The 23,776-nt window shown below is 73.4% G+C and carries 20 protein-coding genes; 6 read left to right on the forward strand and 14 right to left on the reverse strand.

Features of this window, described 5'->3' with window-relative positions:
• Positions 1-183 precede the first annotated feature (183 nt).
• From tkt to pgl, 4 genes are all read left to right on the forward strand, one after another.
• Complete coding sequence (gene tkt / locus M3673_RS08990; RefSeq protein WP_308196120.1) at positions 184-2,289, forward strand: transketolase; 2,106 nt, start codon at positions 184-186, stop codon at positions 2,287-2,289.
• Between the two features lie 90 nt (positions 2,290-2,379).
• On the forward strand, positions 2,380-3,486 hold the full coding sequence (tal, locus tag M3673_RS08995) for a transaldolase (protein ID WP_251533087.1): 1,107 nt from the start codon (positions 2,380-2,382) through the stop codon (positions 3,484-3,486).
• On the forward strand, positions 3,483-5,126 hold the full coding sequence (locus M3673_RS09000) for a glucose-6-phosphate isomerase (RefSeq protein ID WP_251533089.1): 1,644 nt from the start codon (positions 3,483-3,485) through the stop codon (positions 5,124-5,126). The genes tal and M3673_RS09000 overlap by 4 nt, the downstream gene beginning before the upstream one ends.
• Positions 5,123-5,851: a 6-phosphogluconolactonase gene (gene pgl, locus M3673_RS09005; protein ID WP_193660920.1), complete on the forward strand. Its 729-nt coding sequence runs from the start codon at positions 5,123-5,125 to the stop codon at positions 5,849-5,851. Before M3673_RS09000 ends, pgl begins: the two co-directional genes overlap by 4 nt.
• Positions 5,852-5,948: 97 nt before the next feature.
• Here pgl and M3673_RS09010 read toward each other — a convergent pair whose 3' ends face one another.
• The 11 genes from M3673_RS09010 to uvrA form a co-directional block, all read right to left on the reverse strand.
• Positions 5,949-6,308 (reverse strand): RNA polymerase-binding protein RbpA, encoded by a 360-nt coding sequence (locus M3673_RS09010; RefSeq protein WP_056864339.1) that lies wholly within the window; start codon positions 6,306-6,308, stop codon positions 5,949-5,951.
• A gap of 24 nt (positions 6,309-6,332) precedes the next feature.
• Positions 6,333-6,569, reverse strand: coding sequence for a preprotein translocase subunit SecG (secG, locus tag M3673_RS09015; RefSeq protein WP_056864338.1), 237 nt, complete (start codon positions 6,567-6,569; stop codon positions 6,333-6,335).
• Between the two features lie 30 nt (positions 6,570-6,599).
• Positions 6,600-7,370 carry a triose-phosphate isomerase gene (gene tpiA, locus M3673_RS09020; protein ID WP_056864337.1) on the reverse strand — a complete coding sequence of 257 codons (771 nt, stop codon included), beginning with the start codon at positions 7,368-7,370 and terminating at the stop codon, positions 6,600-6,602.
• Positions 7,371-7,397: 27 nt separating this feature from the next.
• A complete protein-coding gene (pgk, locus tag M3673_RS09025; protein WP_251533091.1) occupies positions 7,398-8,609 on the reverse strand; it encodes a phosphoglycerate kinase in 1,212 nt (403 codons plus the stop codon).
• Position 8,610: 1 nt separating this feature from the next.
• Positions 8,611-9,606, reverse strand: a complete 996-nt coding sequence (gene gap / locus M3673_RS09030) for a type I glyceraldehyde-3-phosphate dehydrogenase (protein WP_056864335.1) — start codon at positions 9,604-9,606, stop codon at positions 8,611-8,613.
• A 196-nt stretch (positions 9,607-9,802) separates the two neighbouring features.
• Positions 9,803-10,789 carry a DNA-binding protein WhiA gene (whiA, locus tag M3673_RS09035; protein WP_056864334.1) on the reverse strand — a complete coding sequence of 329 codons (987 nt, stop codon included), beginning with the start codon at positions 10,787-10,789 and terminating at the stop codon, positions 9,803-9,805.
• A 60-nt stretch (positions 10,790-10,849) separates the two neighbouring features.
• Complete coding sequence (gene yvcK, locus M3673_RS09040) at positions 10,850-11,848, reverse strand: uridine diphosphate-N-acetylglucosamine-binding protein YvcK (protein ID WP_251533092.1); 999 nt, start codon at positions 11,846-11,848, stop codon at positions 10,850-10,852.
• Positions 11,845-12,720, reverse strand: coding sequence for an RNase adapter RapZ (rapZ, locus tag M3673_RS09045; protein ID WP_056864332.1), 876 nt, complete (start codon positions 12,718-12,720; stop codon positions 11,845-11,847). The genes yvcK and rapZ overlap by 4 nt, the downstream gene beginning before the upstream one ends.
• Positions 12,720-14,795, reverse strand: a complete 2,076-nt coding sequence (uvrC, locus tag M3673_RS09050; RefSeq protein ID WP_251533094.1) for an excinuclease ABC subunit UvrC — start codon at positions 14,793-14,795, stop codon at positions 12,720-12,722. Before uvrC ends, rapZ begins: the two co-directional genes overlap by 1 nt.
• A gap of 70 nt (positions 14,796-14,865) precedes the next feature.
• Positions 14,866-15,345: a Rieske (2Fe-2S) protein gene (locus tag M3673_RS09055; protein WP_228943096.1), complete on the reverse strand. Its 480-nt coding sequence runs from the start codon at positions 15,343-15,345 to the stop codon at positions 14,866-14,868.
• Between the two features lie 136 nt (positions 15,346-15,481).
• Positions 15,482-18,532, reverse strand: coding sequence for an excinuclease ABC subunit UvrA (uvrA, locus tag M3673_RS09060; RefSeq protein ID WP_251533101.1), 3,051 nt, complete (start codon positions 18,530-18,532; stop codon positions 15,482-15,484).
• A 207-nt stretch (positions 18,533-18,739) separates the two neighbouring features.
• Here uvrA and M3673_RS09065 point away from each other — a divergent pair, with 207 nt between their 5' ends.
• Together M3673_RS09065 and map are read left to right on the forward strand one after the other, a co-directional pair.
• A complete protein-coding gene (locus M3673_RS09065) occupies positions 18,740-19,447 on the forward strand; it encodes an MBL fold metallo-hydrolase (RefSeq protein ID WP_193660925.1) in 708 nt (235 codons plus the stop codon).
• A gap of 848 nt (positions 19,448-20,295) precedes the next feature.
• Positions 20,296-21,066, forward strand: a complete 771-nt coding sequence (map, locus tag M3673_RS09070; protein ID WP_056903990.1) for a type I methionyl aminopeptidase — start codon at positions 20,296-20,298, stop codon at positions 21,064-21,066.
• A 78-nt stretch (positions 21,067-21,144) separates the two neighbouring features.
• On the opposite strand, the gene M3673_RS09075 is transcribed toward map, so the two are convergent.
• The 3 genes from M3673_RS09075 to M3673_RS09085 form a co-directional block, all read right to left on the reverse strand.
• Entirely contained in the window at positions 21,145-21,804 is a 660-nt protein-coding gene (locus M3673_RS09075) for a hypothetical protein (RefSeq protein WP_056864328.1), read from the reverse strand.
• Positions 21,805-21,834: 30 nt separating this feature from the next.
• Positions 21,835-22,437, reverse strand: a complete 603-nt coding sequence (locus tag M3673_RS09080; protein WP_193660927.1) for a flavin reductase family protein — start codon at positions 22,435-22,437, stop codon at positions 21,835-21,837.
• A gap of 76 nt (positions 22,438-22,513) precedes the next feature.
• On the reverse strand, positions 22,514-23,764 hold the full coding sequence (locus M3673_RS09085) for a DUF480 domain-containing protein (RefSeq protein WP_251533103.1): 1,251 nt from the start codon (positions 23,762-23,764) through the stop codon (positions 22,514-22,516).
• Positions 23,765-23,776: the final 12 nt, after the last annotated feature.

The raw sequence follows: 23,776 nt of genomic DNA on the forward strand, positions 1-23,776 counted from the left end.
GGGTGGGTGGGGGCGCTCGGGGCGGAGGGCCGACGGGCCACGGTCCACCAGCGCTGGTGCCGGTAGGAGTCTACCGCCGGGGGTGAGTAGGCTCGGAATCGCCTGCGCGACCTCGCTGTTGAGGCACGTGTCGACCCGCTCCTCGCGGTGTCGGCGCCCCCGAATCCCGCCGGAAGGACCCTTGTGAGCACTACCCCCGCCCTCGACTGGACCGAGCTGGACGCGAAGGCGGTCGACACCGCGCGCGTGCTGGCGATGGACTCCGTGCAGAAGGTCGGCAACGGCCACCCCGGCACCGCCATGAGCCTGGCGCCGGTGGCCTACCTGCTCTTCCAGAAGGTCATGCGCCACGACCCGGCCGACCCCGAGTGGATCGCCCGCGACCGCTTCGTGCTCTCCTGCGGCCACTCCTCCATCACGCTCTACACCCAACTCTTCCTCGGCGGCTTCGGCCTCGAGATCGAGGACCTCAAGGCCCTGCGCACCTGGGGCTCCAAGACCCCCGGCCACCCCGAGCTCGGCCACACCGCCGGCGTCGAGGTCACCACCGGGCCCCTGGGCCAGGGTGTCGCCAACGCCGTCGGCATGGCCATGTCGGCCCGCCGCGTGCACGGTCTGCTCGACGCCGACGCCGCCCCCGGCGAGGGCCTCTTCGACCACCACGTCTACGCGCTGTGCAGCGACGGCGACCTCCAGGAGGGCGTGAGCGGCGAGGCCTCCTCGATCGCCGGCACCCAGGAGCTCGGCAACCTCACGGTCATCTACGACCGCAACCGGATCTCGATCGAGGGCGACACCGACATCGCCTTCACCGAGGACGTCGCGAAGCGCTACGAGGCCTACGGCTGGCACGTGCAGAACGTCGACTGGACCCACGGCGGCGCGGAGTACGCCGAGGACGTGCCGGCCCTGCACGACGCGGTCGTCGCGGCGCGCGAGGTGACCGACAAGCCCTCGCTCATCGTGCTCGACACGATCATCGCCTGGCCGGCCCCGTCGGCCCAGGGCACCGAGAAGGCCCACGGCAGCGCCCTGGGCGACGAGGAGGTCGCGGCCACCAAGAAGGTGCTCGGCTGGGACCCCGAGCAGCGCTTCGAGGTGCCCGCCGACGTGCTCGAGCACACCCGTGGCCTGCGTCAGCGCGGCGCCGCGTGGGGCGAGGAGTGGGACGAGCGCTACCGCGCCTGGGCCGAGGCCCACCCCGAGCGCGCGACCCTGCTGCACCGCCTGAAGTCGCGCAGCCTGCCCGAGGGCCTCGCCGAGGCGCTGCCGGTCTTCCCCGCCGACGCCAAGGGCGTCGCCACCCGCTCGGCCTCCGGCAAGGTCATCAACGCCGTCGCGGCGCGCATGCCCGAGCTGTGGGGCGGCTCGGCCGACCTGGCCGGCTCCAACAACACCACCATCGAGGACGCGCCGTCCTTCCTGCCCGTGAGCCGCGACACGGAGGACTGGAAGGCCGACCCCCACCAGGGTCGCGTGCTCCACTTCGGCATCCGCGAGCACGGCATGGGCGCGATCATGAACGGCATCGCCGCCGACAAGCTGACCCGCGTCTTCGGCGGCACGTTCCTCACCTTCTCCGACTACATGCGCGGGGCGGTGCGCGTGGCGGCGCTGAGCAAGCTGCCCGTCACCTACGTGTGGACCCACGACTCCATCGGTCTCGGTGAGGACGGCCCCACCCACCAGCCGATCGAGCACCTGGCCGCGCTGCGGGCCATGCCGGGCCTCGACGTCGTCCGCCCGGCCGACGCCAACGAGACCGCGGCGGCGTGGCTGCACATCCTCGGGCGCACCGACACCCCCGCCGCGCTGGCCCTGACCCGGCAGAACGTGCCGGTCTTCCCCCGCGACGAGGACGGCTACGCCGGCGCCGAGGGCGTGACGCGCGGCGCCTACGTCCTGCTCGAGGCCGAGGGCGGCGTGCCCGACGTCGTGCTGATCGGCACCGGCTCGGAGGTCCAGGTCGCGGTCGCCGCGCGCGAGCTCCTCGCCGCCGACGGCATCAAGGCCCGCGTCGTCTCCATGCCCTGCGTGGAGTGGTTCGAGGAGCAGGACGAGGCCTACCGCGAGACCGTCATCCCCACGACGGTCAAGGCCCGCGTCTCCGTCGAGGCCGGCGTCAAGCAGGGCTGGCGCGAGTACGTCGGCGACCACGGCCGCATCGTCTCCATCGACCAGTACGGCGCCTCGGCCGACTACCAGCGCATCTACGACGAGTACGGCATCACCGGCGAGGCCGTGGCCAACGCCGCGCGCGACAGCTTCCGCACCGTCACGGGCTCCTGAGCGCGCGAGCGCCCACCCCGTACCCGACCACCCGGCAGCAGCCGGCCCCACCCGGCACCGCCCGGCCCCACCCAGCACAGGGAGAAACCCATGAGTGATCGTCTGAAGGCCCTCGCCGACGCGGGGGTGTCCATCTGGCTCGACGACCTGTCGCGCGAGCGCATCGAGAGCGGCAACCTGGCCGAGCTGGTCAAGGAGAGCTCGGTGGTCGGCGTGACCACCAACCCGACCATCTTCGCCGGCGCGATCGCCGACGGCGAGCGCTACGACGAGCAGGTCCGCGGGCTCGTCGCTGCGGGCCACGACGTCGACAAGGTCATCTTCGAGCTCACGACCGAGGACGTCCGCAACGCCTGCGACGTGCTCGCCCCCGTGGCCGACGAGTCCGGTGCCGACGGTCGGGTCTCCATCGAGGTGGAGCCCGACCTCGCCAACGACACCGCCGGCACCATCGCCTCGGCCCAGGCCCTCTGGGCCGCGGTCGACAGGCCCAACGCCCTCATCAAGATCCCCGCCACCAAGGAGGGCCTGCCGGCCATCACCGCCGTGGTCGCCCAGGGCATCAGCGTCAACGTCACCCTGATCTTCGGCGAGCAGCGCTACCGCGAGGTCATGGACGCCTACCTCAGCGGGCTCGAGCAGGCCCGCGACGCGGGCCTGGACCTGTCGGGCATCCAGTCGGTCGCCTCGTTCTTCGTCTCCCGCGTCGACGGCGAGGTCGACAAGCGGCTCGAGGCCATCGGCACCGACGAGGCCCTCGCGCTGCGCGGCCGCGCCGCCGTGGCCAACGCGCGCCTGGCCTACGCCGCCTTCGAGGAGGTGCACGCCAGCGACCGCTGGAAGCAGCTGGCCGACGCGGGCGCCACCGTGCAGCGCCCGCTGTGGGCCTCCACGGGCGTCAAGAACCCCGACTACCCCGACACCCTCTACGTCACCGACCTCGTGGTCGCCGGCACCGTCAACACCATGCCGGAGAAGACCATGCAGGCCTTCGCCGACCACGGCGAGGTCGAGGGCGACAAGGTCAGCGGCCGCAGGGCCGAGGCCGAGCAGGTCTTCGCCTCGCTGGCCTCGGTCGGGATCGACTTCGAGGACGTCCTCGTCGTGCTCGAGCACGAGGGCGTCGACAAGTTCAAGACGTCGTGGACCGAGCTGGTCGAGACCGTGAAGGGCCAGATGCAGCAGGCCGCGAAGTGACGGCCTGGAGCGCCACCGAGGGTGGGGGCTTCTCGCTCTCCTTCGGCTACCGCGATGAGCGGGCCTACGCCGACCTCGTGCAGCAGCTGGTGACCGACCGGGTCGCCTCCGGCATCGCTGCGCGCGACCGGACCCTGTGGGGCCCGGCCGCCGAGGACGAGGCCGGCAAGCGGCTCGCCTGGGTCTCGCTGTCCGCCGAGTCGCGGGGCCTGGTCGACGACATCGCCGCGCTCCAGGTCGAGCACCGCGAGGCCGGGCTCTCCCGGGTCGTGCTGTGCGGCATGGGCGGCTCCTCGCTGGCCCCCGAGGTCATCTGCGGCGAGGCCGGCGTCGAGCTGGTCGTCCTGGACTCCTCCGACCCCGACTTCGTGCGCGCCGCGCTCGAGGACCGGCTCGCCGAGACCGTGGTCGTGGTGTCGTCGAAGTCCGGCGGCACGGTGGAGACCGACAGCCAGCGCCGCGCCTTCGAGAAGGCCTTCGCCGACGCCGGGATCGACCCGGCCACGCGGATCGTGGTCGTGACCGACCCCGGCTCGCCCCTGGAGGAGTCGGCGCGCGACGCGGGCTACCGCGTGTTCCTGGCCGACCCCGAGGTAGGCGGGCGCTACTCCGCGCTCACGGCCTTCGGTCTCGTGCCCAGCGGCCTGGCCGGCGCCGACATCGCGCGGCTGCTCGACCAGGCCGAGGCGGTGCGCCCGGCGCTGGAGGCCGACGGGGTCGACAACCCCGGCCTGCGGCTCGGCGCGCTGCTCGGTGCGGCCAACCTCGCGGGGGCCGACAAGCTGGTGCTGGCCGACGCGGGGTCGACGTACCCCGGCTTCGGCGACTGGGCCGAGCAGCTCGTGGCCGAGTCGACGGGCAAGGACGGCAAGGGCATCCTCCCGGTCGTCGTGGGCTCCGTCGCGGCGCCGAACTTCTCGCCCTCCAGCGCCGACGAGGTGCTCGTGACCTTCGGTCCCGACGCCGCGGCGGCCGAGGCCGCCCGACCGGCCTCCGGCTGGGGCGCCCACGTCGACGCCGGTCTCGGCGCGCAGATGCTGCTGTGGGAGTACGCCACCGCCGTCGCCGGACGCGTCATCGGCATCAACCCCTTCGACCAGCCCGACGTGGAGAGCGCCAAGGCCGCGGCCCGCGAGATGCTCGACGGCGGGGGGGCCTCCCCCACGCCGGTCTTCGTCGACGGGCCCGTGTCGGTCTACGCCAGCGAGGGCTGGCTGCCCGAGGGCACGACGACCGTGGCGGGCGCCGTGGAGGCGCTGCTGGGACACCTCGACGGCGAGCACGGCTACGTCGCGGTCCAGGCCTACCTCGACCGCCACCGCGACGCCGCCCTCGCCGACGTGCGCGACGCGCTGGCCGAGCGCACCGGCCGGCCGGTGACCTTCGGGTGGGGCCCGCGCTTCCTGCACTCGACCGGGCAGTACCACAAGGGCGGACCTGACACCGGCGTCTACGTCCAGGTCACCGGCGACCCCGTCGCCGACCTGGCGGTGCCGGACCGTCCCTTCACGTTCCACGAGTTCCTCACCGCCCAGGCCGTCGGCGACGGCAGCGTGCTGGCCGACAAGGGGCGCCCGGTGCTGCGCCTGCACGTGACCGGCCCCGGGGAGCTGGGCGCGGTCAGCGGGGCCCTGCGGTGAGCACCGAGCCGCGGGTCGAGGTGCACGACGACCCCCGGGTCCTCGCCACCGCCGTGGCCGGCGAGCTGCTGGGCCGTCTGGCCGACGCCCAGCGGGCCGGCCGGGTGCCGCAGGTCGTGCTGACCGGCGGCACCATCGCCGGGCACGTGCACGAGGCGGTGGCCCAGCTGGCGCCGGCGTCCGAGGTCGACTGGTCCCGGGTCGTGCTGTGGTGGGGCGACGAGCGCTTCGTGGCCCCCGACTCCGAGGAGCGCAACGCGGGCGCCGCACGCCGCGCCTTCGTCGACGCGGTGGGGGTGCCCGAGGAGCAGGTGCACGAGATGCCCTCGACGGCCGACGCCGACGACGTCGAGGCCGCCGCCGAGGCCTACGCCGCGACCTTCGCCGCGCACGGCGCCGACGAGCTCGAGGTGGTCATGCTCGGCATGGGCCCCGACGGGCACGTCGCCTCGCTCTTCCCGGGCCAGGCCGCGCTCGCGGTCGAGGACCGCGACGTCGTGGCCGTCCCCGACTCCCCCAAGCCGCCGCCCCAGCGGGTCTCGCTCACCTTCCCGGCCCTGCGCCGTGCCCGCGCGGTGTGGTTCCTGGTGAGCGGCGAGGCCAAGGCCGGCGCCGTGGCGCAGGCCCTCGGCGACGCAGCCGTGGAGCAGATCCCCGCCGTCGGGGTCTCCGGACGCGAGGAGACCACCTGGTTCCTCGACCGCGAGGCCGCCTCCGCGGTCTGAGCCGGCGCGTGCGACCGAGGCACGCGACGCACGCGAGGCCGGCCGCTCCCCTCGGGAGCGGCCGGCCTCGTGGTCTGCGTGGGCCCGTGGCGCGGGCTCAGAAGATCAGGTCGCCCGACTTGCGGCGGCGGCGCAGCAGCGAGAGCGCCTCGTCGAGGATGTCGGCGGCCTCCTGGTCGGAGCGCCGCTCCTTCACGTAGGCCAGGTGGGTCTTGTAGGGCTCGATCTTGGTCGCCGGCGGAGCGTTCTCGGAGTCGCGCCCGGCGGGCAGACCGCACTTGGGGCAGTCCCAGGAGTCGGGCACCGTCGCCTCGACCGAGAAGGTCACGACCGAGCTGTGGGCGTGGGAGCAGAAGTACGTCACCGCCTGTCGCGGCGCCGCCTCACCCCGCTCGGCCTCACCCATCGGGCCGGCGCCGACCCGGCTGCCACGAATAGCGTTCCCTGCTCCAGCCATGTGCGGTCTCCTCAGCTCTCGGGGTCAGGCCTGGTAGGCCAGCAGCAGGCCCAGGGCGATCACGGTGGCGAACCAGATGATGCCGATGCCGACCGTCAGCCGGTCGAGGTTGCGCTCGGCGACCGACGAGCCCCCCAGCGAGCTGGAGACGCCGCCGCCGAACATGTCGGACATGCCGCCTCCGCGGCCCTTGTGCAGCAGGACGAGCAGGATCATCAGCGCGCTCGTGATGACCAGGACGATGGTGAAGACTAGATCCACAGTCGGGAATCCTACGTCACGCGAGCCGGGTCACAGGACCGGCATGTCGGAGAAGCGGCAGATGCCGCTGAACTCATCGACCTGCAGGCTCGCGCCGCCCACGAGGGCGCCGTCGACGTCGTCCTTGGCCATGATCCCCGCGACGTTGCCGGCCTTGACCGAGCCGCCGTAGAGCACCCGCAGACCGTCGGCCGCGGCGTCGCCGTGGACCTCGCGCACCCGGGCCCGGATCGCCCCGCAGACCTCCTGGGCGTCCTCGGGGGTGGCGACCTCGCCGGTGCCGATGGCCCAGACCGGCTCGTAGGCCACGACCAGCCCGGCGACCTGCTCGGCGGTGAAGCCCGCGAGCGAGCCGTCGACCTGGGCGAGGGTGTGCGCGACGTGCTCCCCGGCGCGACGCACCTCGAGGCCCTCGCCCACGCACACGATCGGGACCATGCCGGCGGCGTGCGCCTTGTGGGCCTTGGTGTTGACCACGGCGTCGGTCTCGCCGTGGTGCTCGCGGCGCTCGGAGTGCCCCACGACGACGTAGGAGCAGCCGAGCTTGGCCAGCATCGCGGCCGAGATCTCACCGGTGAAGGCGCCGGAGTCCTGGGTGGAGACGTCCTGGGCGCCGTAGCGCACGGAGAGGCGGTCGCCGTCGACCAGGGTCTGGACCGAGCGCAGGTCGGTGAAGGGCGGCACCACGACGACCTCGACCTCGCCGAAGTCGTGGCGCTTGTCCTGCAGCGTCCAGGCCAGCTTCTGGACCAGGACCACCGCTTCCTGGTGGTTGAGGTTCATCTTCCAGTTGCCCGCCATGAGCGGGGTGCGTGTCGTGGGCACGGTTCAGTCCTCCAGGACGTCGATGCCGGGGAGCGTCTTGCCCTCGAGGTACTCGAGGCTCGCGCCGCCGCCGGTGGAGATGTGGCCGAAGGCCGACTCGTCGAAGCCGAGCGTGCGCACCGCCGCGGCGGAGTCACCCCCGCCGACCACCGAGAGGCCCTCGACCTCGGTCAGTGCCTGGGCGACCGCGCGTGTGCCGTCGGAGAACTCCGCGACCTCGAAGACGCCCATCGGGCCGTTCCAGAACACGGTGCGCGCCCCGGACAGCGCCGCCGCGAAGTCGGCCGCCGAGGCGGGGCCGATGTCGAGGCCCAGGCAGTCGGCCGGGATCGCCGTGGCGGCGACCACCCTGGGCTGCGGGGTGGCCTCGCCGGTCGGGAAGGTCGTGTCGACCACGATGTCACCGGGCAGGAGGATCTCCACGCCCGACTCCGCGGCCCGCGCGAGGTACTCCCGGCAGGTGTCGAGCTGGTCCTGCTCCAGCAGGCTCGTGCCGACCTCGTGGCCCTGGGCCGCGAGGAAGGTGAAGACCATGCCGCCGCCGATGAGGAGCTTGTCGGCCTTGCCCAGCAGGTTGTCGATCACCCCGAGCTTGTCGGAGACCTTGGAGCCGCCGAGCACCACGACGTAAGGGCGCTCCGGGGTGTCGGTGAGCCGGCGCAGCACGTCGATCTCGGTGGCGACCAGGTCACCCATCGCGTGGGGCAGCAGCTGGGCGACGTCGTAGACGCTGGCCTGCTTGCGGTGCACCACACCGAACCCGTCGGAGACGAAGGCGTCGGCGAGCCCGGCGAGCCGCTCGGCGAACTCCCGCCGCTCGGCGTCGTCCTTGCTGGTCTCGCCGGCGTTGAACCGCACGTTCTCCAGCAGGGCGACCTCGCCGTCCTCGAGCCCGGCCACGGTGGAGCGGGCGCTCTCACCGACGGTGTCGGTGGCGAAGGCGACGTCGGCGCCCAGCAGCTCGCCGAGCCGCTCGGCCACCGGGGCCAGCGAGTAGCGCTGCTCGGGGGCACCCTTCGGGCGGCCGAGGTGCGCGGTCACCACCACCCGCGCGCCGGCCTCGGCCAGCGAGCGGATGGTGGGGACGCTGGCACGGATGCGGCCGTCGTCGGTGATGCGCTGCTGGTCGGCGTCGCCCTCGAGCGGGACGTTGAGGTCGGAGCGGACCAGGACCCGCTTGCCCCGCAGGTCACCGAGGGAGGAGAGGTCGCTCACGTCAGAGGGTCTCGCCGATGTAGCCGATGAGGTCGACGAGGCGGTTGGAGTAGCCCCACTCGTTGTCGTACCAGCCGACGACCTTCACCTGGTTGCCGATGACCTTGGTCAGCGGGGCGTCGAAGATGCACGACGCGGGGTCGGTGACGATGTCGCTGGAGACGATCGGGTCGGTGGAGTACTTCAGGAAGCGGCCGTCGGCGGCCTTCTCGATGATCGCGTTGACCTCCTCCACCGTGGTCTCGCGCGAGGCCTCGAAGGTCAGGTCGGTGGCCGAGCCGGTGGGCACGGGCACGCGCAGGGCGTAGCCGTCGAGCTTGCCCTTGAGCTCGGGCAGCACCAGGCCGATCGCCTTGGCCGCACCGGTCGAGGTCGGCACCACGTTGAGGGCCGCGGCGCGGGCGCGACGCAGGTCCTTGTGGATGTTGTCCTGGAGGTTCTGGTCGGCGGTGTAGGCGTGGATGGTCGTCATCAGACCCTTGACGATGCCGAGGTCGTCGTTGAGGGCCTTGGCCATCGGGCCCAGGCAGTTGGTGGTGCACGAGGCGTTGGAGATGACGTGGTGCTGCGCGGCGTCGTAGTCGGTGTGGTTGACGCCCATCACGACAGTGATGTCCTCGTTGGAGGCCGGCGCCGAGATGATGACCTTCTTGGCCCCGGCGTCGAGGTGGCCCTTGGCCTTGGTGGCGTCGGTGAAGAAGCCGGTCGACTCGACCACGACGTCGACACCGATCTCGCCCCACTTCAGGTCGGCGGGGTTGCGCTCGGCGAAGGCGTGGATCTCGGTGCCTCCGACGACGATCGCGGAGTCGGTGCTGGAGACGTCGGCGTCGAGGCGGCCCAGGATCGAGTCGTACTTCAGCAGGTGGGCGAGCACCGCGTTGTCGGTGAGGTCGTTGACCCCCACGATCTCGATGTCGGCGCCCGAGGCGCGGACGGCGCGGAAGAAGTTGCGGCCGATGCGGCCGAAACCGTTGATGCCTACGCGAACGGTCACGGGTGGAGCTCCTGCTCTGGAGAGGACGGTGTACTCGGGTGGATCAGGGATGGTTCAGCGTGGTGGATCAGCTCTGCGGGCACGTCGGCCGGGACGGCGTGACGGCCGCCGTCGACCCTAGCGGGTGGCGACCCCGGCGGCGCCGAGCGTCCCGTCGTACGTGCCGGTAACCGTGGGGGCGCACGGACGGTGCTGCTCAGCCCTCGTCGGCGAGCATGTCGGGGGTCAGCGAGGCCTCGGTGTCGGGGATGCCGAGCTCCTCGGCCCGCTTGTCGGCCATCGCGAGCAGCCGCCGGATGCGCCCGGCGATGGCGTCCTTGGTGAGCACCGGCTCGTGGAGCTGCCCCAGCTCCTCCAAGGAGGCCTGCTTGTGCTCGAGGCGCAGGGTGCCGGCCATCTTGAGGTGGTCGGGCACCTCGTCGCCGAGGATCTCCATCGCACGGTCGACCCGGGCACCGGCGGCCACGGCCGCGCGCGCCGAGCGGCGCAGGTTGGCGTCGTCGAAGTTGGCGAGGCGGTTGGCGGTGGCCCGCACCTCGCGGCGCATGCGGCGCTCCTCCCAGGCCATGAGCGACTCGTGGGCGCCCAGGCGGGTCAGCAGCTGCCCGATGGCGTCGCCGTCGCGGATCACCACGCGGTCGACGCCGCGCACCTCGCGGGCCTTGGCCTGGATGCCCAGGCGGCGGGCGACGCCGACGAGCGCGAGCGCCGCCTCGGGCCCCGGGCAGGTGACCTCCAGCGACGAGGACCGCCCGGGCTCGGTGAGCGAGCCGTGGGCCAGGAAGGCCCCGCGCCAGGAGGCCACGGCGTCGCAGCCGCCACCGGCGACGACCGCCGGGGGCAGACCGCGCACGGGACGTCCGCGCTGGTCGAGCAGACCGGTCTGGCGGGCCAGCGACTCGCCGTCGCGCACCACCCGCACGATGTAGCGGCTGCCCTTGCGGATGCCGTTGCCCTGCACCATCACCACGTCGGAGGCGTGGCCGTAGACCTCCGCGATGTCCTTGCGCAGCCTGCGTGCCGCGGCGCCGGTGTCGAGCTCGGCCTCCACGACGATCCGCCCGCTCACGATGTGCAGACCGCCTGCGAAGCGGAGCATCGAGGCGACCTCGGCCTTGCGGCAGCAGGTCTTGGTGATCTGGGTGCTGGCCAGCTCGGCCTTCACCTGTGCCGTCATCGCCATGGCCCGATCCTCGCACGCGAGTCAATCACCGCGGGCACCGGGACGAGGGCCCCCGAGGCCTCAGGAGTCGGCCATCACGCTCTCGAAGCAGGCCGCCAGGCGGTCGGGGTCGTGGCGTGGGGAACCGTCGTCGTGGGCGACGTCACCCACCACGAGACGGGCTCCGTGGGCGGCCACCTGCTGCTCGAGGAGCGCCCGCTCGCCGGGCTCGTCGCCCACCTGGCGGGCGTCGGCCAGCACGGTGTGGATGCGCAGGTCGGGGGCGTGCTCGGCGAGCACCGCCAGGTGGTCCACCGGTCCGAAGCCGCCGGTCTCCCCCGGCTGCTCGGCGAGGTTGAGCACGACCACGACCCGGGCCTCGGTCTCCACCAGCGCCCGCCGCAGGTCGGGCACCATCAGGTGCGGGATGACGGAGGTGAACCACGAGCCGGGGCCCAGCACGACCCAGTCGGCGGCGCGCACGGCGGCGACCGCCTCCGGGCAGGCCTCGGGGGCCGGCGGGTCGAGGTCGACCGCGGTGATGACGCCGGCCGTGGTCGCGACCTCGACCTGCCCGCGCACCGTGGTGAGGGCGTCGGGCGCGCCCGGGTCGAGGCCGCGCACGCGCGCGGTGATGTCCATGGGCGTCAGCGCCATCGGCAGCACGCGGCCGGAGGCGCCGAGCAGCCGACCGACCCAGTCGAGGGCCTGCACGTGGTCGCCGAGCAGCTCCCAGAGGGTCACGATGAGCAGGTTGCCGGTGACGTGGCCGCGCATCTCGCCGTCGCCGGCGTAGCGGTGCTGCAGCACCCTCGACCAGGTCGCACCCCACTCGTCGTCGCCGCACAGCGCGGCGAGGGCCATGCGCAGGTCGCCTGGGGGCAGCACGCCGAACTCGCCGCGCAGGCGGCCCGAGGAGCCACCGTTGTCGGCGACCGTGACCACGGCGGTGAGGTCGTCGACGACCAGCTCGCCCACCAGGCGCCGCAGCGCCTGCAGGGAGGCGAAGAGTCCGTGGCCGCCACCGAGGGCGACCACCGACTGGGCGCGGTCGTGGTCGCGGCGCGAGGGGGGTGTCACTCGCGCCCCAGGTCGCGGTGGGTCGCGGTGGCGTCGAGCCCGGCCTCGACCAGGCGACGGGTGGTCTCCTCGGTCATCGCCACGCTGCGGTGCTTGCCACCGGTGCACCCGATGGCCACGCGCATGAAGCGCTTGCCCTCGCGCAGGTAGCCCTCGGCCACTCCGGTGAGCAGGGGGACGTAGGCGTCGAGGAACTCCTCGGCGCCGTCGCGGGACAGGACGTAGCCCGCGACCTCGGGGTCGCGCCCCGTGCCCGGACGCAGCTCGGGGATCCAGTGGGGGTTGGGCAGGAAGCGCATGTCGGCGACGAAGTCGGCGTCGACGGGGATGCCGTACTTGAAGCCGAAGCTGATGACCCGGATGCGCAGCGCCGTGGAGTCGGGGGTGCCGAAGGCCTCCGAGATCCGGGCCGTGAGCTGGTGGACGTTGAGCGCGGAGGTGTCGATGAGCAGGTCGGCGTCGCCGCGCAGGTCGGCCAGCACCTCGCGCTCGCGCTGGAGCCCGTCGAGCAGGCGACCCGAGCCCTGCAGCGGGTGGGGGCGGCGCGCGGCCTCCTGACGCCGCACGAGCACCTCGTCGGTGGCCTCGAGGAAGACCAGGGTGGTGCGCCGGCCCACCGAGTCGTGGGCGAGGTTGGCCCGCAGCGAGGCGAAGAACGACCCCGAGCGCACGTCGACCACCACCGCGATCGGCTGGCTGAGGCCCTGGCTGTCGTCGACGAGGCGCACCACCTCGCGCACCAGGCTCGGCGGGAGGTTGTCGACGACGAAGTAGCCGAGGTCCTCCAGCTCCTTGGCCGCAGTGCTGCGGCCTGCCCCCGTCATGCCGGTGACGACCACCAGCTCGCCCCGCTCGGGACCGACCTGCTCCATCACGACTCCTCGATGATCTCGCCCGTGGCGGTGTTGACGCTGTAGGTCGGGCCGGAACCGGGCGCGGCGGTGCCCCCGCCGCCCCCGTCACCGACCTTGGTGCCGCCCTTGGCGGACGCCGCGGCCACGGCGTCCTTGATGGCCGCGGCCGTGCGCGGGCCGATGCCCGGCACGGTGGCGATCTCCTCCACCTCGGCCTCGCGCAGCTTCTTCAGGGACCCGAAGTGCTTCATCAGGGTCTTGCGGCGCACCTCCCCCAGGCCGGGCACGTCGTCGAGGGCGCTCTCGACCATGCTCTTGGAGCGTCGGGAGCGGTGGTGGTTGATGGCGAAGCGGTGGGCCTCGTCGCGGATCCGCTGGAGCAGGTAGAGACCCTCGGAGGAGCGGGCCAGGATGACCGGGTCCTCCTGGGCCGGCAGCCAGACCTCCTCCAGGCGCTTGGCCAGGCCGCAGACGGGGATGTCGTCGATCCCGAGCTCGTCCAGGGCCCGCTGGGCGGCCGCCACCTGGGGCGGCCCGCCGTCGACGACGACGAGGCCGGGGGCGTAGGCGAACTTGCGGGGACGGCCGGTCTCGGGATCGACCAACATCGGGCCGCTGGAGGGGTCGCCCGCGTCGCCGGGGCGCACCTCGGAGCGGGCCTGCTCGTCGAGCAGCCGGCGGAAGCGCCGGGTGATGACCTCGTGCATCGAGGCCACGTCGTTCTGGCCGTCGACGCCCTTGATGACGAAGCGGCGGTACTCGCCCTTGCGGCTCAGGCCGTCCTCGAAGACCACCATCGAGGCCACCACCTCGGTGCCCTGGAGGTTGGAGACGTCGTAGCACTCGATGCGCAGCGGCACGTCGTCGAGGTCGAGGGCGTCCTGGATCTCCTCCAGCGCACGGTTGCGGGTGGTGAGGTCGCTGGCGCGCTTGGTCTTGTGCAGCGCCAGCGACTGCCGGGCGTTGCTGGCCACGGTCTCCTGCAGCGTCTTCTTGTCGCCGCGCTGCGGCACGCGGATCTGCACCTTGCCGCCGCGCAGGTCGCCGAGCAGCTCCTCGAAGGTGGCCAGGTCGGGCGGGAGCGCCGGCACCAGGATCTCGCGCGGGATGGCGTCGCCCTGCGCGTCGCGGCCGGCTCCGGCGTAGAGCTGGAGCAGGAAGTCGTCGACCAGCTCGGCGGTGCCGCCCTCGTCGACGCGGTCGGCGACCCAGCCCCGCTGGCCGCGGATCCGGCCGCCGCGCACGTAGAAGACCTGCACCGCGACCTCGAGGGGGTCCTCGGCGAAGGCGATCACGTCGGCGTCGGCGCCGTCGCCGAGCACGACGGCCTGCTTCTCCAGCGCCCGCTGCATCGCCCCGAGGTCGTCGCGCAGCCGAGCCGCCTTCTCGAAGTCCATCGCGTCGGAGGCGGCGTACATCTCCTTCTCGATGCGACGCGTGAAGGGCCGGGTCTGCCCGCCCATGAAGTCGCAGAAGTCGTCGACGATCGCGCGGTGCTCCTCCGCGCTGACCTTGCCCACGCAGGGCGCCGAGCACTTGTCGATGTAGCCCAGCAGGCAGGGGCGCCCGATCTGGGCGGAGCGCTTGAAGACGCCGTTGCTGCACGAGCGCATCGGAAAGACCCGCAGCAGGATGTCGACGGTCTCGCGGATCGCCCAGGCGTGGCTGTAGGGGCCGAAGTACCGCGTGCCGCGCCGCTTGGCGCCGCGACCGACCATGACGCGGGGGTACTCCTCGCCGACGGTGACGGCCAGCCAGGGGTAGGACTTGTCGTCGCGGTACTTCACGTTGAAGCGCGGGTCGTACTCCTTGATCCAGGAGTACTCCAGCTGGAGCGCCTCGACCTCGGTGTTGACCACCGTCCACTCCACCCCGGCGGCGGTGGTGACCATCGTGGCCGTGCGCTGGTGGAGGTTGGCGATGTCCTGGAAGTACGAGGAGAGCCGCGCGCGGAGGTTCTTGGCCTTGCCGACGTAGATCACCCGGCCGGCCGCGTCGCGGAACCGGTAGACCCCCGGCTGGGTGGGGATCGACCCCGGCTCGGGCCGGTAGGACAGCGGGCCGCGGGAGGGTCGGGCGGATCGGGACGGCACGCCTCAACCCTACGGTCGCCCACCGACGGTCCGCGCCGGCGGGCGCCCCGCGGGGCGACGGGGCGCGCCGTCAGGCCAGCGTGACCTCGTCGCCCGACACGGTCACCGCGACCGCCGCCAGCGCCTCGGTGGCGGGCCCGTCGGTGGGCTCGCCGGTGTCGAGGGCGAAAACGCTGCCGTGGCAGGTGCAGACGATGCCGTCGGCCGAGACCTGGGAGACCAGGCAGCCCTGGTGGGTGCACACCGCGGAGAAGGCCTTGAACTCCCCCTCGGTCGGCTGGGTGACCACGACCTCCTCCTCGGAGAGGATCGCGCCACCCCCGACCGGCACGTCGGCGGTGGGGGTCAGGCTCGCGCCGGCCGGGAGGTCGGCGGCGGGGTCGCTGGCCGTCTCCTCCTCGCCGCCGCAGGCGGCCAGCACCGGCAGGGCCACCCCGATCCCCGCGACGCCGCCGAGGGCGCGGCGCCGGGTCAAGCCGCCGCGGCGGGTGGTCGTGGTGGGGTCGAGGGTGCTCCCGGTGTCGGCGGGGGCGGGCTCGGTGCTGGTCATGGTCGTCGTCCTCTCGTGACGGCGGGTGGTTGAGCGCGAGGGTAGCCAGGCGGTCTGTGGAGCGGCTGAGGACCGACCCAGGGACCGGCGACCGGTGGCCCCGGCCACCGCCGTGGCTCCCGACCTCCGGGGCTCCCTACTTCTTGGCGGCCGTCCGCTTGGCGGCCGTCTTCTTGGCGGTTGTCCTCTTGGCGGTCGTCGCCTTGGCCGGCTTCGCGGCCCGGGCGGCGGCGCGGTCGTTGGCGACCTGGGTGGCGGCCTGGCGGCGGGTGGCGCGCGCCGGGGCCGGGGCCTCCGACGCCGCGAGGCGACCACGTGGCTGTGTGGCCTCCTTGCCCTCGAGCAGCGGGCGGAGGTAGCGGCCGGTGTGGCTGGCCTCGACCGTCGCGACCTTCTCGGGCGTGCCCTCCGCGACGACCACGCCACCGCGGGACCCGCCCTCGGGGCCCATGTCGACGAGCCAGTCGGCGGTCTTGATGACGTCGAGGTTGTGCTCGATGACCAGGACGGTGTTGCCCTGGTCGACCAGGCGGCCCAGCACCAGCAGCAGCTTGCGGATGTCCTCGAAGTGCAGACCGGTGGTCGGCTCGTCGAGCACGTAGACGGTGCGGCCGGTGGAGCGCTTCTGCAGCTCCGCGGAGAGCTTGACGCGCTGCGCCTCGCCTCCCGAGAGGGTCGTCGCGGGCTGACCGAGGCGGACGTAGCCGAGCCCGACCTCCACGAGGGTCTTCATGTGGCGCGCGATGGCCGGCACGGCGGCGAAGAAGTCGACGGCCTCCTCGATCGGCATGTCGAGGACCTCGGCGATGGTCTTGCCCTTGTAGTGCACCTCGAGGGTCTCGCGGTTGTAGCGCGCGCCGTGGCAGACCTCGCACGGCACGTAGACGTCGGGCAGGAAGTTCATCTCGATCTTGATGGTGCCGTCGCCGGAGCACGCCTCGCAGCGCCCGCCCTTGACGTTGAAGGAGAACCGGCCCTGGAGGTAGCCGCGCATCTTGGCCTCCGGGGTGGAGGCGAAGAGCTTGCGCACGTGGTCGAAGACGCCCGTGTAGGTGGCGGGGTTGGAGCGCGGCGTGCGGCCGATGGGCGACTGGTCGACGTGGATGACCTTGTCGACGTGCTCGAGGCCGGTGATCGCGCGGTGGCGGCCCGGGAGGGTGCGCGCGTTGTAGAGTTGCTTGGCCAGCGAGGTGTAGAGGATGTCGTTGACCAGGGTGGACTTGCCCGAGCCCGAGACGCCGGTGACGGCGACGAAGACGCCGAGCGGGAACGTCACGTCGACGTCGCGCAGGTTGTGCTCGCGGGCCCCGAGCACCTTGAGCTCGCGCCCGACCGTGCGCGGACGGCGGCGGGCCGGCACCGGGATCTCGCGACGACCTGAGAGGTACTGGCCGGTCATCGAGTCGGGGTGGGCGTACAGGTCCTCGACGGTGCCGCTGTGCACCACCTGGCCGCCGTGCTCGCCGGCCCCCGGACCGATGTCGACGACCCAGTCGGCGACCTTGATGGTGTCCTCGTCGTGCTCCACCACGATCAGGGTGTTGCCGAGGTCCTTGAGCCGCACGAGGGTCTCGATGAGGCGCTGGTTGTCGCGCTGGTGGAGCCCGATCGACGGCTCGTCGAGCACGTAGAGGACGCCGACGAGACCGGCGCCGATCTGGGTGGCCAGCCGGATGCGCTGCGCCTCGCCGCCCGAGAGCGACCCGGAGGGGCGGTCGAGGGAGAGGTAGTCGAGCCCGACGTCGAGGAGGAACTGCAGGCGCTCCTGGATCTCCTTGAGCACCCGCTCGCCGATCTGGCGCTCGCGGGCCGAGAGCTCGAGGGAGCCGAGGAACTCCGAGGCCTCGTTGATGGGCAGGGCGCAGACGTCGGCGATGTTGCGACCGCCGAGCAGCACGGCCATGGAGACCGGCTTGAGCCGACTGCCGCGGCAGGTGGGGCAGGGCACCTCGCGCATGAAGCCCTCGAAGCGGTCGCGGCTGGTGTCGGACTCCGCCTCGCGGTGGCGGCGCTCGACGTAGCCCCGCACGCCCTCGAAGTCGGCGTAGTAGGCCCGCTCGCGCCCGTAGCGGTTGCGGGTGACGACGTGGACCTTCGTGGCGTGGCCATCGAGCAGCGCCTTCTGCGAGCGCGCCGAGAGGTCCTCCCACGGGGTGTTGAGGTCGAAGCCGAGCTCGTCGCCCAGGGCGTCCATGAGGCGCAGGAAGTAGTCGGCGACGTGGGCGCCGGCCCAGGGCTGGATGGCGCCCTCGCCGAGGGTCGCCGAGGGGTTGGGCACGACGAGCTCGGCGTCGACCTCCAGCTTGGTGCCCAGGCCGCTGCAGGCCGGGCAGGCGCCGAAGGGCGAGTTGAACGAGAACGACCTCGGCTCGAGGTCGTCGGTGTCGATGGGGTGGTCGTTGGGGCACGCCATCTTCTCGCTGAACTTCATCTCGCGCCCGGGGTCCTTGGCGTCGAGGTCGACGAAGTCGAGCACGACCAGGCCGCCGGCCAGGCCCAGGGCGGTCTCCACGGAGTCGGTGAGGCGCCGCTTGGAGGACTCCTTGACCGCCAGCCGGTCGACGACGACCTCGATGGTGTGCTTCTTCTGCTTGTCGAGCTTGGGTCCGTCGGACAGGACGGTGTCGAGGGAGTGGGTCTCGCCGTCGATGCGGGCGCGCGAGAAGCCCTGGGTCTGCAGCTGGCGGAAGAGCTCGACGTACTCCCCCTTGCGGCCGCGCACGACCGGTGCGAGGACCTGGAAGCGCCGGCCCTCCTCCAGGGACAGCACGCGGTCGACGATCTGCTGCGGGGTCTGCCGCTCGATGGGGGCGCCGCAGGTCGGGCAGTGGGGGCGCCCGGCGCGCGCGTAGAGCAGGCGGAGGTAGTCGTAGACCTCGGTGATCGTGCCGACCGTCGAGCGGGGGTTCTTCGAGGTCGACTTCTGGTCGATCGAGACCGCGGGCGAGAGGCCCTCGATGAAGTCGACGTCGGGCTTGTCCATCTGGCCCAGGAACTGGCGGGCGTAGGCCGAGAGCGACTCGACGTAGCGACGCTGGCCCTCGGCGAAGATCGTGTCGAAGGCGAGCGACGACTTGCCCGAGCCCGAGAGGCCGGTGAAGACGATCAGCGAGTCGCGGGGAAGGTCGAGCGACACGTCCTTCAGGTTGTGCTCGCGAGCACCCCGGATGATGAGCTGGTCCTGCACTGGAGTCCCGTCCTGGTGGCGTGGAGGAGTCGAACAGACGTTCGTCATGGTACGTCGGCGTCCGCCGCAGGGGCGGGTCGGCACGTCCGGCCACCATCTCACGCACCACCGACAGCGGGGCCACACCCCGATGGGCAGCGGAGCCGCCCCGCGCCGGGTGAGCCCGCTCACGGGTCGGGCCACCCGCCGGCGCGGCAGGATGGGGACATGACCCCACCGAGCGACACCCCGGCCCCCTCGGACTACGACGGCGACGTCTCCCCCGGAGGCCCCGCCCAGACCCGCGAGCTGGCCCACCTCGTCATCACCAAGGTCGCCGTCGACCCCGAGATGTCCAACAACTGCTACCTGCTGCGCTGCCGCCACACCGGGGAGCAGGTGCTCGTCGACGCCGCCGCCGACGCCGCCACGCTGCTGGGCCTGGTCGGTGAGGCCGGCCTGGACACCGTCGTCACCACCCACCAGCACTGGGACCACCACCGAGCGCTGGCGGAGGTCGTCGCCGCCACCGGGGCCGAGGTCGTCGTCGGCACCCCCGACGCCGACGCCGTCACCGAGCAGACCGGCGTCACCGTGACCCGCCGGGTCGGGGCCGGCGACACCGTCGCGGTCGGCGACTGCACCTTGCAGGTCGTGCCGATCGCCGGCCACACCCCCGGGTCGGTCGCGCTGGTCTACGACGACCGCCCCTCCGGCGGCCGGCCCCACCTGTTCACCGGCGACTCGCTCTTCCCCGGCGGCGTGGGCAACACCTTCGGCGACGAGGCCGCCTTCGCCCAGCTCGTCGACGAGGTCGAGACCAAGCTGTTCGACGCCCTGCCCGACGAGACGTGGTTCTACCCCGGCCACGGCGGCGACTCGACCCTCGGCGCCGAGCGCGCGTCGATCCCGGAGTGGCGCGCCCGGGGCTGGTGACCCGCTCGCGGCCCTCGCCGCGTGGGTGAACGGTGAGGGTGGCGGCGTACGACAGGTCGGCAGCCGCCGGAGGGGTCGTCTCCCGCCGCTTCCCACACCGATCACCGGGACGTTCAGCGGGCTCCCACCACGTCCGCTCGGGCCGGCTCCCGCCGCGGGGCGGGCCGGGCCGGGCGAGAAGTGGCGGCGTACGACCGGTCGGCAGCCGCCGGAGGTGTCGTCTCCCGACACTTCCGCACGGTCGGCCACCCGGCCGGTCACCGGGCTCCAGCCACGCCCCGCCCGGCAGCACCTCCGGCTGCCAGGCGGCCCGCGCGAGAAGTGGCGGCGAACGACCGCTCCGCACCTGCTGGACCTGTCGTCTCCCGCCACTTCCGCCCGGTCGGCCACCGGGACGTTCACCGGGCTCCAACCGCGCCCCGCGCCACAGTGCCTCCCGCCGCGGGGCGGCCCGCCCGGGAAGTGGCGGCGTACGACCGGTCGGCACCTGCTGGACCGGTCGTCTCCCGCCACTTCCGCCCGGTCGACCACCGGGACGTTCACCGGGCTCCAACCACGCCCCGCGCCGCAGTGCCTCCCGCCGCGGGCCGCCCGCGGCGAGAAGTGGCGGCGAACGACCGCTCCGCACCTGGACCGGTCGTCTCCCGCCACTTCTGCCCGGTCGGCCACCGCGCGGTGAGGTCCCGTTCGGAACCGCGCTGGCCGGTCGCGGAGCAGCGACGCCACCCAGCGCGCCCGCGGCGGCGACCCGACCGCGTGGTAGCCGCCCCGCGGCAGGGACGATCGAGCGGTGCGCGGCCCGGGACCCCGGGCCGCCCGGCTCCCGGGGCGCGCCTAGGCTCGACCCCGTGATCGAGCTGCGCACGCCCACCCAGATCGAGCAGATGCGACCCGCGGGGCGCTTCGTGGCCGAGGTGCTGACCCGCCTGCGCGAGGTCGCCGACGTGGGGGTGAACCTGCTGGAGCTCGACCGGGTCGCGCACGACATGATCCGCGAGCGCGGCGCGGAGTCGTGCTACATCGACTACCACCCGTCCTTCGGCGCCTCACCCTTCGGCAAGGTGCTCTGCACGTCGGTCAACGACGCCGTGCTCCACGGCCTGCCCCACGACTACACCCTGCGCGACGGCGACCTGCTCAGCGTCGACTTCGCCTGCGCCGTCGACGGCTGGGTCTCCGACTCCGCGCTCAGCGTCGTCGTCGGCACCCCGAGGCCGGAGGACCTGACGCTCATCGAGACCACCGAGCGGGCCCTGGCCGCGGGCATCGACGCCGCCCGCGTCGGCAACCGCGTCGGTGACATCTCGGCCGCGATCGCGGCCGTGGCCCACGAGGCCGGGCTGAGCGTCAACACCCAGTTCGGCGGGCACGGCGTGGGGCGCACCATGCACGGCGAGCCCCACATCGCCAACGACGGCCGCGCCGGTCGCGGACTGCGGCTCAAGGCCGGTCTGGTCATCGCGATCGAGCCGTGGTTCCTCCACACGACCGACGAGATCGTCACCGACCCCGACGGCTGGACGCTGCGCAGCGCCGACGGGTCGCGCGGCGCCCACTCCGAGCACACCGTGGCCATCACCCCCGACGGGCCCCCGCTCGTGCTCACCGCGCGCGACTGACCCCCACGCCGTACGCCGGGACCGTCCAAGCCGGCTCGACAGCCGGGCCCGGCGACGGCTCGGCGACCGCTCGGCGGCTCAGCGCCCGGGCACGTGGCCGCGCGGCGGGGCCCACTGGCCCTCGGCGCGCAGGTGCTCGTAGATCTCCAGCTCGGGGCGCAGGTGGTCCTCGAGGCGGCGCCGCAGGGCGCGGCTGAGGTCGGGCCGGCTCGTGGAGGTCGACCAGTTCTTCATGGTGACCTCGAGCGGCTCGCCGATCTTCTCGGCGATCCAGCCCTCCCACACGTCGGGGCGCTCGAGGGCGAACAGGCGGTCGACGGCGATGTCGAGGTCGGCCGAGAGCGCGATGAAGCGGGCCTGGCGCCCCTTGAGCGCGCCCGGTGCGCCGTCGAGGTAGGCGCCGACGAAGGCGTCGAAGCTGACGTCGGCGGTGGAGTTGGCCGCGCGGGAGTTGTCGTCGTCCTGCAGCGCGGGGCGCTGGCGGTAGCGCCACCACGACTCCAGCCAGGCCACCGGCTCGCGGAACAGAGAGACCAGCTCGTAGTCGTCGCGCTGGTAGCCGCCGGTCTGGAGCACCGGCGCCATGCGGTTGGTGAAGGTGCGCGCGTTCATGTGCTTGAGGCGCGGGTTGATCCGCATCATCACCTCGGCGCGACCCATGAGGCTCGTGACGAGGGTGGTGGAGGCGCACTTGGGCATCGAGAGCATGACGAAGCCGTGGCCGGGCAGGGCGATCACGACGACGAACCTAGCCGACCCGGGCCGGCGTCAGCCCAGCCGGCGGTAGGCACCGCGGTGGAAGAGCAGCGGCGGGGCGTCCGCACCGCCGGGCCCCTCGGCGAGGGCCAGCACGCGCCCGACCACCACGTCGTGGTCACCGGCCTCGTGGACCGCGTCAATCGCGCAGTCGACGTGGGCGACCGCGCCGTCGAGCCGGGGCGCCCCGGTCGTGGGCGACGCGGTCCAGCCCACTCCCGCGAACTTGTCCACGCCGCGGCTGGCCATGCGGGTGGACAGCTCCTGCTGGTGCTCGGCGAGGACGTTGACGCAGAAGCGGCCCGCCTCGCGGACGCGGGGCCACGCGCGGGAGGACCGGGCCAGCACCACCAGCACCAGCGGCGGGTCGAGGGAGACGCTGGCGAAGGACTGGCAGGTCACGCCCACGGGCCCCTCGGGGGTGTCCGCGGTGACCACGGTGAGCCCGGAGGCGAAGGAGCCGACCACGTCGCGGAAGCGACGGTCGGTGAGCGGGTAGGCCCGCCCGTCGAGGTGGTACTCGGGATCGGCGTCGTCGGCGAGCCAGGCCGGGGCTCCCGGCTCGGGCTCCGTGCCTGTGCCGGGCCCGTCGTGGTCGGAGCCGGCGGAGGTCATGGCGCCCACGCTAGCCAGCCCCGCGCCCGCCCCCGGCGGGTGGGTCGGGCGGCGGACCACCCCCGACCACCCCGGGCTACCCCGGCCGGCGGGCGAGCACGTAGAGCCGCTCGGTGGTCTCGCCGTGGTGGAGCAAGGGCCCGCGGTGGTACCACTCGACGTCGACCAGGCCCGCGGCCGCGACCGCGGCGAGCACGCGCGCCGGCTCGTGGAGCACCAGGGCGAGGTCGACCTCGCGCTCGAGCCAGGAGTCGGTGCGGCGCACCGCGGGACCCGCGGCGGAGGCCGCCTCGAGCGCCAGCACCAGGTGACCGCCGGGCGCGAGGGGCCGCACCAGGGCGGCGACGGCGTCGTCGAGCTCGGAGGGCGCGAGGTGGATGAGGGAGTACCACGCCAGCACCGCGCCCCACCCGGGCGCCGTCGTGGGTCGCATGAGCCGCCGCAGGTCGCCGACCTCGTAGGCCCCGTCGGGGAAGCGGCGCCGGGCCTCGGCCACCATCGCCGGGGACAGGTCCACCCCCGAGGCGTCCGCGCCCAGCGAGCGCAGCAGGGCGGTGGTGTGGCCGGGCCCGCTGCCGACCTCGACGACCGGTCGGCCGTCGGCGAGCGCGACGACCCGGCCCAGCAGCCACGTCTCCAGCCCGAGAGGGCCGTGGGCGCCCTCGGCGTACTCCTCGGCGAAGCGGGCGGCGTAGGGCTCGGCCAGTGCGTCGTAGGAGGCGCGGACGCGCTCGTCGCGCGCCTCCGGGCCGTCGGCGAGCACCGACTCCCGCTCGTCGGGGCCGGCGGCGGCCGGCCCACCGGCCGCCGCCGTGTCGACCTCGACCGGCCCCAGGAGGTGGGTCCAGCGACTGTCGAGCCGGCCCGAGCGCGGGGAGACCTCGCGCACCAGGGGTCGCTCCCGCGCGGCGAGGCGCAGCAGGCACGCGTCGACGGCGTCGCGGTCGGCGAAGGGGTGGAGCCGCTCGGTGCGGGTGCGGAGCTCGCCGGGGGCCTGCACCCCCCGCAGCAGCAGCACGGTGAGCAGCGCGCGCTCGTCGGGCCCGAGGTCGAGCTCCTCCTCCAGCACCTGGTGGTACTTCAGCGTGCGGCGGCCGGAGTCGGACCAGACGATCCTCACCAGCCCGCGGTCCTTGAGGCCGCGCGCCACCTGCTCGACCTGCTGCTCGTCGTAGGCCACCACCGGGTCGCGGCTGGAGGTCTGGTTGCAGGCGGTGCGCAGCGCGTTGAGGGACAGCGGGTACGACGCGGGCACCGTCACCTGCTTCTCCAGCAGCGCGCCGAGCACCCGCTGCTCCTCGGGCGAGAGCGGCTCGGGGATCGGCATGGGCCGACCCTA

The sequence above is a fragment of the Nocardioides sp. P86 genome (genome assembly GCF_023712465.1).
Lineage (GTDB): Bacteria > Actinomycetota > Actinomycetes > Propionibacteriales > Nocardioidaceae > Nocardioides > Nocardioides kribbensis.

Bases quoted from the DNA above. Each gene is read 5' to 3' on its own strand.
- tal (WP_251533087.1), top strand. From the start codon at position 2,380: ATGAGTGATCGTCTGAAGGCCCTCGCCGACGCGGGGGTGTCCATCTGG.
- M3673_RS09010 (WP_056864339.1), bottom strand. From the start codon at position 6,308: ATGGCTGGAGCAGGGAACGCTATTCGTGGCAGCCGGGTCGGCGCCGGC.
- tpiA (WP_056864337.1), bottom strand. From the start codon at position 7,370: ATGGCGGGCAACTGGAAGATGAACCTCAACCACCAGGAAGCGGTGGTC.
- whiA (WP_056864334.1), bottom strand. From the start codon at position 10,789: ATGGCGATGACGGCACAGGTGAAGGCCGAGCTGGCCAGCACCCAGATC.
- rapZ (WP_056864332.1), bottom strand. From the start codon at position 12,720: ATGGAGCAGGTCGGTCCCGAGCGGGGCGAGCTGGTGGTCGTCACCGGC.
- M3673_RS09055 (WP_228943096.1), bottom strand. From the start codon at position 15,345: ATGACCAGCACCGAGCCCGCCCCCGCCGACACCGGGAGCACCCTCGAC.
- M3673_RS09065 (WP_193660925.1), top strand. From the start codon at position 18,740: ATGACCCCACCGAGCGACACCCCGGCCCCCTCGGACTACGACGGCGAC.
- M3673_RS09080 (WP_193660927.1), bottom strand. From the start codon at position 22,437: ATGACCTCCGCCGGCTCCGACCACGACGGGCCCGGCACAGGCACGGAG.
- M3673_RS09085 (WP_251533103.1), bottom strand. From the start codon at position 23,764: ATGCCGATCCCCGAGCCGCTCTCGCCCGAGGAGCAGCGGGTGCTCGGC.